General features: G+C 36.2%; 12 protein-coding genes. 6 read left to right on the top strand and 6 right to left on the bottom strand.

The features are described from left to right. Positions 1–78: 78 nt before the first annotated feature. Positions 79–393 carry a winged helix-turn-helix transcriptional regulator gene (locus tag JFU18_RS17140; RefSeq protein WP_002089608.1) on the bottom strand — a complete coding sequence of 105 codons (315 nt, stop codon included), beginning with the start codon at positions 391–393 and terminating at the stop codon, positions 79–81. Positions 394–555: 162 nt separating this feature from the next. Next, positions 556–1398 carry a DegV family protein gene (locus JFU18_RS17135; RefSeq protein ID WP_002016143.1) on the bottom strand — a complete coding sequence of 281 codons (843 nt, stop codon included), beginning with the start codon at positions 1396–1398 and terminating at the stop codon, positions 556–558. Positions 1399–1778: 380 nt separating this feature from the next. On the opposite strand from JFU18_RS17135, the gene JFU18_RS17130 reads away from it, so the two are divergent. Together JFU18_RS17130 and JFU18_RS17125 are read left to right on the top strand one after the other, a co-directional pair. Next, positions 1779–2414 carry a YigZ family protein gene (locus tag JFU18_RS17130; protein ID WP_002143754.1) on the top strand — a complete coding sequence of 212 codons (636 nt, stop codon included), beginning with the start codon at positions 1779–1781 and terminating at the stop codon, positions 2412–2414. A 74-nt stretch (positions 2415–2488) separates the two neighbouring features. Beyond that, on the top strand, positions 2489–3613 hold the full coding sequence (locus JFU18_RS17125; protein ID WP_098635154.1) for an LCP family protein: 1125 nt from the start codon (positions 2489–2491) through the stop codon (positions 3611–3613). Positions 3614–3666: 53 nt separating this feature from the next. Here JFU18_RS17125 and wecB read toward each other — a convergent pair whose 3' ends face one another. Beyond that, on the bottom strand, positions 3667–4782 hold the full coding sequence (wecB, locus tag JFU18_RS17120; RefSeq protein WP_201034505.1) for a non-hydrolyzing UDP-N-acetylglucosamine 2-epimerase: 1116 nt from the start codon (positions 4780–4782) through the stop codon (positions 3667–3669). A gap of 75 nt (positions 4783–4857) precedes the next feature. Next, entirely contained in the window at positions 4858–6228 is a 1371-nt protein-coding gene (locus JFU18_RS17115) for a UDP-glucose dehydrogenase family protein (protein ID WP_201034506.1), read from the bottom strand. A 451-nt stretch (positions 6229–6679) separates the two neighbouring features. On the opposite strand from JFU18_RS17115, the gene JFU18_RS17110 reads away from it, so the two are divergent. The 3 genes from JFU18_RS17110 (at position 6680) to JFU18_RS17100 (ending at position 11564) form a co-directional block, all read left to right on the top strand. Further along, positions 6680–7753, top strand: a complete 1074-nt coding sequence (locus JFU18_RS17110) for a glycosyltransferase family 4 protein (protein ID WP_012261991.1) — start codon at positions 6680–6682, stop codon at positions 7751–7753. Positions 7754–7963: 210 nt separating this feature from the next. Beyond that, positions 7964–8701: a polysaccharide deacetylase family protein gene (locus JFU18_RS17105; protein WP_201034507.1), complete on the top strand. Its 738-nt coding sequence runs from the start codon at positions 7964–7966 to the stop codon at positions 8699–8701. Between the two features lie 184 nt (positions 8702–8885). Further along, a complete protein-coding gene (locus tag JFU18_RS17100; protein WP_201034508.1) occupies positions 8886–11564 on the top strand; it encodes a sigma-54-dependent transcriptional regulator in 2679 nt (892 codons plus the stop codon). A gap of 73 nt (positions 11565–11637) precedes the next feature. Here JFU18_RS17100 and exsM read toward each other — a convergent pair whose 3' ends face one another. Next, the gene (exsM, locus tag JFU18_RS17095) at positions 11638–12051 is read right to left on the bottom strand and encodes an exosporium regulatory protein ExsM (protein WP_050000995.1); all 414 of its coding nucleotides are present in this window, start codon (positions 12049–12051) and stop codon (positions 11638–11640) included. 190 nt (positions 12052–12241) lie between these two features. On the opposite strand from exsM, the gene JFU18_RS17090 reads away from it, so the two are divergent. Continuing rightward, positions 12242–13423: a chromate transporter gene (locus tag JFU18_RS17090; protein WP_201034509.1), complete on the top strand. Its 1182-nt coding sequence runs from the start codon at positions 12242–12244 to the stop codon at positions 13421–13423. 41 nt (positions 13424–13464) lie between these two features. Here JFU18_RS17090 and chbG read toward each other — a convergent pair whose 3' ends face one another. Continuing rightward, positions 13465–14169: a chitin disaccharide deacetylase gene (gene chbG, locus JFU18_RS17085; protein ID WP_201034510.1), complete on the bottom strand. Its 705-nt coding sequence runs from the start codon at positions 14167–14169 to the stop codon at positions 13465–13467. Positions 14170–14178: the final 9 nt, after the last annotated feature.

Raw genomic sequence — 14178 nt, 5'->3', positions numbered from 1 at the left:
TTTTTTATAGGATTGAAAAAAAACGTAAGGGAACCCCTTACGTTTTGAAAATACTCCAATATGAATGAAATAGAAACGTTACTTCATCCATTTTTCAGCCCAATTTTGGACCTCATCCATAACACTTTCCAACGCTTTCCCTTTATCAGTTACACCGTACTCGATTCTAACTGGTACTTCTGGATAAACATTACGAACTACAATACCTTCGCCTTCTAATTCCTTTAAACGTTCTGACAACATACGATCGCTCATATTCGGTATAATATCTGCGATTTCTCTGAAACGTTTCGGCTCTTCGAGCAAAGATTTAATAATTAAGCCAGTCCATTTCTTACTAAGCATTGTAAAAGCTGACTCAAACTTTGGACATAAACAAGAATTATGCTCCATATGTTTCACCTCTCTTCTATTATAATATAGTTTCTTGTAAAAAGTAAGTAATAAAACTTTCCTCATTATTTAATTTTACATACATTTTACCATTTCCAAATATTAACTTGTCAAATACCCGTAAAAAAACCCTCTTCAAGTAAGAGAGCTTTTATATCTTTATCACTTCGTATACCAACCTAAACCAAGCGCACCTTCACCTAAATGCGTCCCAATTACAGCTCCGAAATAACTCGTACGAATTGTAACATGAGGGTATATCTCTTCTAATTCTTGTTTCCATTCATTAGCTTCCTCTTCACGATTCGCATGAATAATAACAGCTTCCATAGGCACACCTTTATTTGCCTGCTCATCAAAGATTTCAACGATACGCTTTAACGCTTTTTTACGCGTACGAATTTTTTCGAATGGAATAATTACTTTATCTCTAAAGTATAATACTGGTTTTACTTGTAACAAACTACCAATGAAAGCTTGTGCACTATTTAATCTTCCACCACGTTGTAAATGATGTAAATCATCCACTACAAAATAAGCATCCATCGTTTGCTTCATTTCATCAAAGCGAGCAATAATCTCTTCTGGGGCTTTCCCTTCACTTACTAATTTCGCCCCTTCACGCACGTAAAACCCTTGTACTTCACAACTAATTTCAGAGTCGTACGTATATACATCAATACCATCTACCATCTGTCCAGCTGCCGTTGCTGTTTGATATGTACCACTAATTCCACTGGAAAGGTGAATGCTAATAACTGCATCATATTCTTTAGATAACTCTTCATATAACTCTAAAAACTTTCCAATTGCTGGTTGCGAAGTTTTCGGAAGTTCTTCTTGTTCACGTACCTTTATATAAAAATCATTTGCTGAAACTTCAGCCTCTTCTTGATAAGATTCCGTTCCAAACACAACGTTTAATGGAATCATATATATATTGAGTTCGTCACGAATATGCTTCGGTATATATGCTGTACTATCGGTAACAATAGCTGTTTTCATTTTCGTACCTGCCTTATAAAAAATTTTTATCCCCTAATTTTACACGAAAACTAGAAAAGGTGCATCCATACATAAAAATGCCGGCTAGAAACTACAATCACTCGCTCGACAAATTACAACAAAAAGATAAAGTGAAACTTTAATCAGTGGGGGTTTTGTTCATCCCCCACTGATTATTAGCCTTCACCAATCGGGCTTTTACGGGCAGCAGGGCTCCCACCTAACTTCTTTGCTCCAGCTGAATTTTGAGGTTGCCCGTTAATGCGGGATAAAATACTCACCAAAAATTTCAACATATTTGTAAAAAATGTTTGAATATAAAAACGCTCGCTTTTAAAATGTAAAGTACTAGTTATTTTGAAAGATAGGGGCGTATACCATTGTTATTACAATATTTAACAATAAAAGGCTATGGAGAGCACGAAATTGTGATTCAAAAATCAAGATTCATTTGCTATGTGAATCGCGCCACAACGGAAGAGGAAGCTCAAACATTTATACAAAAAATAAAAAAACAGCATTGGAATGCAACACATAATTGTTCCGCATATTTAATCGGCGAACAAGATCAAATTCAAAAAGCGAACGATGACGGTGAACCGAGCGGCACAGCTGGTGTGCCTATGTTAGAGGTATTAAAAAAACGAGGTCTAAAAGATACTGTCGTCGTCGTTACGCGCTATTTTGGCGGCATTAAACTTGGTGCTGGCGGATTAATTCGCGCATATGGAAAATGTACAAGTGAAGGTCTTAACCATGTAGGCGTTGTTGAACGAAAACTAATGCGCGTTATGCAAACAGAAATTGATTACACTTTACTTGGCAAAGTTGAAAATGAATTACGCAATTCAGAATATGCTATTAAAGATATACATTATCTAGAAAATGTCACATTTGATGCGTATGTAGAAGAGGACAAAAGACAACCATTCACAGATTGGATGATTGAATTAACAAACGGGAAGTGTACAATTAAAGAAGGAGATATGTTGTACTTAGAACAAGGCGTTGTCTAAGAATAGCTAACGTCTCGCCTTTAAAGATTAATGTAGTGAATTAATTCCCTACAAATGAACTAAGGAGATTATATATGGAAGAACGTTATAATCATCTCCAAAATAGCAGAATAAAAAAGAAACGTAGAAGAAAACTTTTCTTCTTTCTTATTTTCGCATTTTTATTTGGTAGCGTAGGACTTTATATGTTAAATTCCTACACTTCTCTCATGGGGATGTACAGTGGATTTAGCCGTGAAAAATCTAAATTACGAGCAGAAGATGTGGAAATCACAAAAAAACCTTTCACAATACTAATTATGGGTATTGAGGATTACGCAACAGATGGTCAAAACGGCCGAACAGATTCACTCATGTTCGCGACAGTTAATCCAAACTCAAAAAAGGTTTCACTTATGAGTATCCCACGCGATTCTCGTGTTAAGATTGTTGGCAAAAATAAAGAAGACAAAATTAACGCTGCCCATGCTTACGGTGGAGAAAAAATGGCAATCGACACCGTCGAAGAGTTTTTAAAAGTTCCCGTTGATCATTATATTAAAATTGATTTCCAAGGATTTAAAGGTATCGTTGATGCTGTTGACGGTATTACCGTTGATGTCCCCTTCGATTTCTGGGAACGCTCTGACGTGGATTACTATAAAAAAATCCAATTTAAACAAGGTCAACAGAACTTAAATGGTGAAGAAGCACTCGCATACGTCCGTATGCGAAAGCAAGATCCTAACGGTGATTATGGTCGAGCTGCTAGACAAAGACAAGTACTGGCTGCTGTTGCCCAAAAGCTAAACTCTGCTTCTACCGTATTTAAAATTAAAGATTTAACAAAGGTAGTTGGAAAATATATAAAAACCGATATTCCTATTTCAGACGGACTTGCTCTTTACAATAAAATCTCTGGATTCGATCCTTCTACAATACAAACGTTAAAACTTGAAGGAGAAGACAGAAAAATTGGCGGTATTTATTACTTCCTTCCAGATCCAATCAGTGTAGAGACTGCACGTAACGAAATTGAAAAGGAAATAGGAGAAAAAGCAAAAGTTCCAACAGAGACTACGAAAAATGAGAATACAAATTCCGATTCAAATTCTAACTCCAGCGCAAAAGCAAAGAAGGAGCCGAGTGAGAACAAAACACCACCTCCTCCCCCTTCTACAAATGCTCATGCAGAGTGGATTATGAGGAATCATGAATAAAAAAAGAGCCAAATCGTATAAGATTTGGCTCTTTTTATTTCACGCAATTGTTGTTACTTCTTAAAGTGTTGTAAAATCGCTTCTACAATACGCTCTGATGCACGACCATCGCCGTAAGGGTTAGATGCTTTCGTCATCTTATCATGAGCTTCTTTATCAGATAACAACTCATCAGCAAGACCAAAGATTGTCTCTTCATCTGTTCCTGCTAATTTCAGCGTACCTGCTTCGATACCTTCTGGGCGTTCCGTCGTATCACGAAGGACAAGGACTGGCACACCTAGTGATGGTGCTTCCTCTTGTACACCACCAGAATCAGTTAACATTAAGTATGAACGAGCTGCAACGTTATGGAAATCAATTACATCTAACGGCTCAATTAAATGAATACGGCTATGCTCGCCTAAAATATCATTCGCTATTTCGCGAACAACAGGATTCATATGAACAGGGTATACAACTTGTACATCTTCGTGCTTATCAACAAGACGCTTAATTGCACGGAACATATTGCGCATTGGTTCTCCTAAATTTTCACGACGGTGTGCTGTCATAAGTACAAGACGATCATTTCCAAGTTTCTCTAACACCGAATGGCTATAAGTTTCTTTTACAGTTGTCTTCAGTGCATCGATCGCTGTATTTCCTGTTACGAAAATGCGTGACTCATCTTTATTTTCTTTTTGTAAGTTCGTTGCTGATTTTGTTGTAGGTGAGAAATGAAGATCCGCCATTACACCTGTTAGTTGGCGATTCATCTCTTCTGGATATGGAGAATACTTATCCCATGTACGAAGTCCTGCTTCAACATGTCCTACTGGAATTTGATTATAAAAAGCAGCTAAGCTTGCAATAAATGTCGTCGTTGTATCACCATGCACAAGTACGATATCAGGCTTCGCTTCTTTCATTACTTTATCTAAACCTTCTAAACCACGTGTTGTAATATCGATTAACGTTTGACGATCTTTCATGATATTCAAATCGAAATCCGGCGTAATTCCAAAGATATTTAATACTTGATCTAACATTTGACGGTGTTGTGCTGTTACAGTCACAATTGATTCAATCTTTTCTGGGTGCTTTTGCAACTCTAATACAAGAGGTGCCATTTTAATTGCTTCTGGTCGTGTCCCGAAAATTGTCATTATTTTTAAACGTTCAGTCATTTCATTGCCTCTTTTCTTTCACTAGTTAAAACTTCTATTATCGCATATAAAAATATGCATGTGAAAATACACTTTTTAACGCGCCTGAGAAACATTACTATTACAGACGTCTTTTCGCCCAACTGAGTAATAATTTAATCCATGCTTCTCGGCATCCTCATTAGTATAACAATTTCTCCCATCAAATAGAATAGGTTCCCTCATAAGCTGTGCATACTTTTCTAGCGGATAATTTCGAATTGATTCCCATTCTGTTACGATAAAAACTGCATGCGCCTCTCTAATCGATTCATCTATACACTCAGCGTATCGTATCGTATTTCCAAATAAACTTCTTACATTTTGAATAGCTTGCGGGTCATATACAACCACATCCGCACCTACATTAATTAATTCTTCTATTATAATAAGAGATGGTGCTTCCCTAATATCGTCAGTATTCGGTTTGAATGCTGCACCAAGAACCGCAATTTGCTTCTTCTTCATATCTATAATTTTCTTCGCTTTTTCAACTAACAACAACTGTTGTTTATTATTCACTTCAATGACTGCTTTCAACAAGCGAAAATCATGAGAAACATTCCCTGCAATTTGCACAAGCGCTTTCGTATCTTTTGGAAAACAAGATCCTCCATATCCGATGCCTGCATTTAAAAAAGATGCACCAATTCTCTTATCCATCCCCATCCCTGTAGCTACATCTACTATATCTGCACCCACTTGCTCACATATATTAGAAATTTCATTAATAAAACTAATCTTCGTAGCTAAAAAAGCATTAGATGCATATTTAATCATCTCAGCACTTCGAATATCTGTAATATACGTTTGTAAGCTTAATTTACTGTACAAATTCTCTACTTTCCTTGCAGCTTCTTCACTACATGCTCCAATTACGATACGATCACCCTGAAAAAAATCATAAATACCAGAACCTTCTCTTAAAAACTCTGGATTCGATACAATATATAATTCATGTCTACCTTGTAGTTTATCCTCAATCCATTCTCTCATTACATCATTTGTCCCTACAGGAACCGTACTTTTCGTAACAACAATAATATCGTTATTCACATATGTTCCAATATCATCACAAGCGCTACGAATATACGTTAAATCTGCTGTTCCATCTAATAAAGATGGCGTTCCAACTGCAATAAATATAAACTCTACATCATTAAATGCCGCTGATTTACTTGCTGTAAAAGTTAAATGATTATTCTCGTATGCTTCATTTATTAATTCATTTAATCCACATTCATAAATAGGTAACTCGCCTTGTTTAATCCGTTCAATTTTTCCACTGTTTATATCGAAACATGTGACTGAATGTCCCAATCTCGCCAATCCTACTCCTGTAATCAATCCAACATATCCGGTACCTACTATCGTAATTTTCATTTTCCTTTCGCACAGGAATATACATAAGAAAATATACGAATACACAGAATTCTCCCTGTGCTTCCCCCTCTCACACTAAAAATGAGAAAACTCTTTTACTTCTTTATTATATGAATTGTTTTTTTATTATTTTTTAAGATTTTGTAAAGTTAAATGATGCAATATATACAAAATGTAAATTCCCACATTTTAACACGGAACTTACTCAATTTTACGTGCAACACTTATAATACTGAAACAAAAGTCATCGCTATATGAGAGGGAAGTACAATGTCACATTACAAGCCACAATATGAGAGCAACCTTCTCTAAGGACACAACATTCCATATCCAATTGTCATATATTCTATTCACTCCCCTTTACAGCCAAAAGAAAAAAAGATTGAATTCTAATCTTTTTGTGATACCATATGTTATGAGCCTGTAAATAAACATCATAATTTTCAGATAAATACAATTAGAAAAATTACGTTAAACTATAAAGGGTGGGGTATTAATGGACTCACAAGTGATTTATGCCATTTTGGCATCTTTCATCACTGTACTCGTCGTTACTCCTTTAGTTATTAAATTAGCTTTCAAAATAGGAGCAACAGACAAGCCAAATGCGCGTAAAGTACACCAAAAAATTATGCCTCGTCTTGGCGGGTTAGCAATTTTCATCGGTGTAGCCGTAGGATTTGTTGTCGGTGGATTGTACGAACAAAGAATGTTATCGATAACTTTAGGTGCTATCATCATTGTTATCATCGGGATTTTAGATGATATGTACGAACTATCTGCGAGGGTAAAATTCGGTGGACAACTATTAGTTGCCATCATGATTGTCAAAAGTGGATTATTAGTGCAAGTATTATATATTCCAATTTTCGGAGATACTGAACTCGGATGGCTTGCTTATCCAATTACTGTATTTTGGATTGTAGGTATTACAAATGCCATCAACTTAATTGATGGATTAGATGGATTATCCGCAGGGATTTCATCTATCGTACTTGCAACGCTAGCATATATGGCCTTCACTAGCCCATGGGGTACTGGAGCAGCTATTATATTACCTCTAGCACTGATTACATTAGCAAGTACAATTGGATTTTTATTCTACAACTTCCATCCAGCAAAAATTTTCATGGGAGATACAGGAGCACTATTTTTAGGATACTGTATTTCTGTTATATCGTTACTTGGATTATACAAAAGCGTAACGTTATTCAGTTTTATCGTTCCAATCATTATTTTAGGTGTACCTATATTTGATACGACGTTTGCAATTATCCGCCGTATCGTAAATAAAAAGCCTATTTCAGCACCTGATAAATCGCATTTACATCACCGTTTGCTTGCAATGGGATTCTCTCATCGTAAAACGGTACTAATTATTTACGCATTGGGTATTTTCTTTAGTGTAAATGCAATTATTTTCAGTAGTGCAACATTATGGTTATCCATTATTCTTCTTTTCATTTTAATCTTCTTTACAGAAATCATTGCTGAAGTAATCGGTCTTGTACACGAACGTTACAAACCAATTATTTCCTTCTATAAAAAAGTGAAAAAACGCGAAGACTAATTGTAGTATAGCCTTTACTATTATGAAATATTCAAATAGCATCCTCTTCCAAGGAAGAGGATGCTATTTTTTTGTTTTTTATTCCTTATTTCCTATTTCCAAAATATAGATTGTTTGAGAGTGCCTCTCTTGGAGAAAGATATACGTATAACGAAAAAAGTATCAAATTTTCATTTTTACATCTTGATTGTCAAACTGAGGGTGAATGTTATGATCAAGCGATTACTTCAATGTATAATTTTCTTTTTAACTATTACTATGTACGCATTATCGAATACAAAAGCAACTACAGACATTCAAGTAAAAGATTACCAAAGTACTCAAACTACCTCTCCTACAACAAAAATTGCGTACTTAACATTTGATGACGGACCAAATAAATACACACCACAAATTTTAAATATTTTAAAAGAGAAGAACGGAAAAGCAACTTTCTTCGTTATTGGCGGAAAGGTGCCACATTATAAAAAAACGATGGAGCGATTGATTAAAGATGGACATTATATCGGTCTCCATAGTATGTCACATGATGTAAAACGTCTTTATACTGGCGATCCATCTGTTTTAATTGCAGAAATGGAGCAAACCCAAAACATTGTCCAGCAAGTTACACATTTAAATACACATCTCGTTCGGGTCCCATACGGTAGCATGCCTTACTTAAAAAAGAATTACCGTGATGCACTCGTATCTGCCCAGTATAAAATGTGGGATTGGACAATTGATACATATGACTGGAAAAGCTATGATAATCCTTCCGCAATACTAGAAAGAGTACGAAATCAAAGCGATGAACAAGTAGAGGTTATTTTAATGCATGATTCTAGTGTCACAGTGCAAATACTCCCAAAAGTAATTGATTATTTACACTCACAAGGATATAAACTACTTCCCTACAATCCATCTTCCCATCTCGAAGTGAATTTTTGGAAAGACACAAGATTGTAACAGCTTTAGTGCCTATGTACTAAAGCTGTTTTACCCCGCGTTAACGCCCGATTGGTGAAGGCTAATAATCAGTGGGAATGAACAAAAACCCCACTGATTAAAGTTTCACTTTATTTTTCTCTTCCCACACTTCTCATTTTTGTGTAGAATTTTAAATAGTGATGAAGTTTCGAGGTGAATAGAAATGAAACGAATAGATCTCATTTTTAACGCAATACAAGAAGGGAATTATACAGAAGGTATAACAGCATCAGAACTCGCTACACTTCTACAGTTAGACCGTGCAAATGTTAGTAGCGATTTAAACAAGCTTGTGAAAGATAATCGTTTATTAAAAACGAGTACACGCCCTGTCCGTTTTTATATAGAAACGAACACTTCATTGGAAACGCATTCAACAAAGGGCACTTCATTAGATACATTTGCTATTGAAAATACAAGCCTAAAAATTGCAATTGAAAAAGCAAAAGCTTCTATTCTCTATCCTCCAAACGGTATGCATACTTTACTACTTGGAGAAACAGGTGTCGGAAAATCGATGTTTGCTTCTTTAATGCACGAATACGCAATTGAAGTGGAACAACTTCCAAAAGATGCACCTTTTATCGTCTTTAACTGTGCTGATTATGCAAACAATCCACAACTACTACTTGGACAGTTATTTGGGATAAAAAAAGGAGCTTACACAGGTGCCAGTGATCAAAAAGGGTTAATTGAAAAAGCACATGAAGGAATCCTCTTCTTAGATGAAGTACATCGCCTTCCTCCAGAAGGACAAGAGATGCTCTTCACATTTATTGATCGCGGAGTATACCGCCGCCTTGGAGAAACGGAAAATGAACGTAAGGCACGAGTGTTGATTATTACTGCAACAACCGAAGAACCAAATTCATTTTTATTAAAAACATTTACAAGACGTATTCCGATGACCGTTACGCTTCCACCACTTCGTGAGCGAACACATAAAGAACGGTTTGCTTTACTACAACTATTTTTCACAAATGAAGCAATTCGTCTAAGGAAAGAGATTCATGTTAGTCCAAATACAATGCGTGCTTTCGTCTTTTACAATTGTCCAAATAACATCGGTCAATTGAAAACGGACGTACAAATTGCCTGTGCGAAGGCTTATTCTGATTTTGTAACAAAAAAACGTGATTCTGTCTGTGTTTCAAGTACAGATTTACCTTGGTATATGAAAGAAGGATTATTTATTGAAAGAAAGAGCCGTCATCTATATCAAATACCAAATGAAACATTTGTATTTACAGGTGATGAAGGTTGGAGTAAACATACAATAAAACCCGAAGGAAGTCGCTCTTCTATTTACGATTATATTGATTATAAATATGAAGAACTTCAAGCACGCGGCATTGAAGAGGAAGAATTAGAATTACTAATAGAAAATGATATTCAAAGCTTTTTCGTCCAATACTTTAACCAAATATCTAAAAAAACAAGTCATGAAAATGTTTTTAAAATTGTGGATCGTAATATCGTTTCCGTATGTGAAAAAATTGCGGAACTAGCTGAAAAATATTTATCTAAAACTTTCGATGAAAAAGTATTTCTCGCTTTAAGTTTACATGTACAGACAACTCTACAACGTTTACAGGGCGGGAAACAAATTCACCACCCACAATTAAATCAAATTCGTACGAAATATAAAGAAGCTTTTTCCGTAGCTATGCAATGTATTCAGCTATTAGAAGAAGAATTACAAATAACAATACCTATTGATGAAGCTGGCTTTTTAACAATGTTCTTCGTTGTTGATCCAATTCCTGCCTCACAAACAGAAGTAAAAGTATTAATATTAGCACACGGTAATGGCATCGCAACAGAAATGGCAAACGTTGCAAACGAACTTCTCGGTATTGATGAAGTAACTGGTATCGATATGCCCTTGCATGAATCACCAAAAGACTTCTTAGAGCGTGTTAAAGTGTATATGAAAACACTTCAAAATATAAACGGGCTTCTTTTACTTGTTGATATGGGATCTCTCGCTTATATTGGTGATATATTAGAAACTGAATTCAAAATCCCTGTACGTGTTCTTTCCATGACGAGTACACCACACGCACTAGAAGCAGCTCGAAAAGCTCAGCTTGGCTATTCATTAGATGCACTATACGAAACAGTGAAGAACTTAACGCCGTTCTATTTAAACGTACAGGAAGAAAAGAAAAAGCCACTATCGCCAATGAAATCCGTGATTTTAACAGCTTGTTTAACCGGCGAAGGAAGTGCTTTAGCAATTCAAAAAATGTTAGAGAACTATTTACGCTTTGATAAAGACTTAATTGAAATTATTCCGATTAGCATCGTTCATGAAAAAGATTTAACGAAAATGATCGAGAACATAAAAAAAGAGCGTAATATCATTTGTATCGTCACGAATTTCGATATGCAAATACCTTGCTTAACATATCATTTCCAAGACATTGTGAACTACACAGCTATTCAACCAATTCAAGAATTGATTACGTATGAAGAAACATATGCAAAAATGGCTGATATTCTTGAACAACAAATGCAGCGTAACGATGGAGCATTACTTATTAAAACAATTCGTTATGCATTAAATACAATTCAAGAATTGATTTCTTTACAGCTAACTCCCGACAGTTTAATGGGTGTGATTTTGCATATGAGCTGCATGGTTGACCGTCTTCAAAAAGGTGAAAGTCTCCTCCCTCATCCTGATAAAGAGAAACGAAGACAAGATGAGTACTGGATGTATATGAAAGTGAAAAAAGCATTGCAACCTATTGAAAATACATTTGAAATACAAATCCCAGATGACGAAGTATTTTATATAATGGACTTCTTCATTAAAAATCAGCCTGTAAAAAATTAAACTAGGCGATATTGTAGCACTCTATATAATTAGAAAAGGCTGTTCCAAAATGTTTTTTGGACAGCCTTTTCGCTTACTTCTTTACTTCCCTTATTCTCCCCCTTATTTCTCCCTTTTTATTAGATTTCGTATTAACATTTACATATACATTTGCTTGCATTATCTCTTGAAACAAGCTGTCAAATGCTCTCCCCTGTAAAGGCCCTTCAAAATCCTCTACTCTAGCTACACCAGTAACGACTCCTTCATTCACACTAATCCCTTGCTCTAACGGACCAAACAAACTTAAAACAACTGGACCAATTTGATTCGCTTTCCCTAAATGAATTTGGCATGACGTAATTTTTTTTATATTTTTTAATATGACCCGATATTGCAACTTCTTTAAATCTTCACTAAAAATGAGCTCTGTTACACCGTAAGCTTCTGTATTTACAGGAGGTACTTCCCTCTTCCCTGTTAGCCTAGCAAAGAAATGTGTTGTCATACGGGCATTCTCCTCATATAAATTTCCCAAGCACTACTTCTACTACTTTATGGTTTAGACATAATCATTTATGACTTTTTCAAATTTTAATTACGAAGAAAAGATCCACACAATCTTTACATTAAAATCGTTTCTTTTGCTTTACTCCCTCTTGTATAATGCACTTAGAAAAACAGTCTAGGAGGAAATTTTGAAAAATAATAACTACTCTTTCCAATCATTAATAGAGATTTTTCTCGTATCATTTAAATTAGGACTTACTTCATTTGGTGGTCCCGTCGCCCATCTTGGTTATTTTCATCATGAATACGTGCAAAAAAGAAAATGGATGGATGAACGAAGTTACGGGGACTTAGTAGCGCTATGTCAATTCCTTCCTGGCCCTGCTAGCAGCCAAGTCGGTATGGGAGTTGGCTTATTACGCGGCGGATTATTAGGAGCCATTATTTCATGGATCGGATTCACTCTCCCATCTGTGCTCGTTTTAGTTTTCTTCGCTTCATTTCTTAACCAATTCGAGCTTGGGAGTACTGGCTGGATTCACGGACTGAAACTTGTAGCGGTCGCAATTGTCGCTCATGCAATATGGGGAATGGCTCAAAAGTTAACACCAGACCGAAACCGTGCAACAATCGCAATTGCAACTGCCGCAATCGCCCTATTATGGCCAAGTAGCTGGACACAAGTAATTCTCATTATAGTATCTGGTTTCATCGGTTGGTTTTTATATCGTGGTCAGCCAGTTAGCCAAGCTCATAAAATAAACGTACCTATTTCAAAAATGGTAGCCATATCTTGTCTCGTCTTATTCTTCGGACTATTAATACTGTTACCGATGTTACGACCATACTCTTGTTTCATCTCTTTATTTGACAGCTTCTATCGCTCTGGTGCACTTGTATTTGGCGGAGGGCATGTCGTACTTCCTCTTCTTGAAAGTGAGTTTGTACAAAACGGGATGATGACAAAAGAACAATTTCTTGCTGGATACGGATTAACACAAGCAGTGCCAGGGCCACTATTTACATTCGCTTCTTATATAGGAGCAGTGCTAAATGGAACCGCCGGAGCAGTTGTTGCAACGATCGCTATCTTTCTTCCTGCCTTCCTGCTCGTTGTTGGCGTTTTACCATTTTGGGACAGTGTAAGGAGAGTATCTTACATACAAGGTGCACTACTTGGAGTAAACGCAGCCGTTGTCGGCATTTTACTTGCAGCTTTTTATGATCCAATTTGGACGAGTACAATTATGAATTCTGTAGATTTCGTTTTTGCTTCTCTTCTATTTTGCTTACTCGCTTTTTGGAAAACACCACCTTGGGTTATCGTTATAATCGGGGCCTTCGGTGGATATGTTCTATCCATTTTGTAAGCACAAAAAACGACGGCCCCATTTAGCCGTCGTTTTTTCTATTAAAACTTCACAAGCTCCATTCCCTCAGGAAGCTCACTCTCCTTTAAAATACGCAACTCTTTCACGCGATCCATTACGTAAGAAGAACGTTTCACAAGCTCTGGGTCAATATAAGCTGGATGCACCATAATTTCTACCGTTTGCTCGTCCTGCACTCTTTCCTTTAACTTCACAAAGTAATCTTCCTTCACACCGTCAGCGTAAAAGTCACTGTAAAACACATCTGAAAATGGGCGCACCGCTCGCTCTTCTTCACAACGACGAATTGGAACATTATATTTACTTGCTAATCTCTCAAGAACGTCGTGTAAAAGCGGTAATCCATGCACGTGATGATGACTATCTAAATGAGTTGGTGTTAATCCGTAAGATAAAAACTTCTCAATTTGAGCAGTCCATTCTTTTTCTACCTCTTCTGGATTTATATTTCCTTCCCATACAACACTTTGTTTATGAAACAATCCATCCCTACTTACAAGTGATAGAACGTCTTTAAGAAGCGGTTCTCCTGCCGTTAATACGAGATGAACTCCTATCCCTAACGTTTTATACTCTTTCGCTAAGCGTACGGCATGCTCTGTCCCTGGCATATTCATCATCATCGTCGTTGAATTTACAATCCCGTTTTTATGTCCATCAATAATTCCGTAATTTGTACCTTCCGTAAGACCGAAATCATCTGCATTTACAATTAGTTTAATCATCGCAATACC

Origin of the sequence: Bacillus sp. TH22, assembly GCF_016651015.1 — a bacterium.
Lineage (GTDB): Bacteria > Bacillota > Bacilli > Bacillales > Bacillaceae_G > Bacillus_A > Bacillus_A mycoides.
This window is presented reverse-complemented; position numbering and strand designations above follow the sequence as displayed.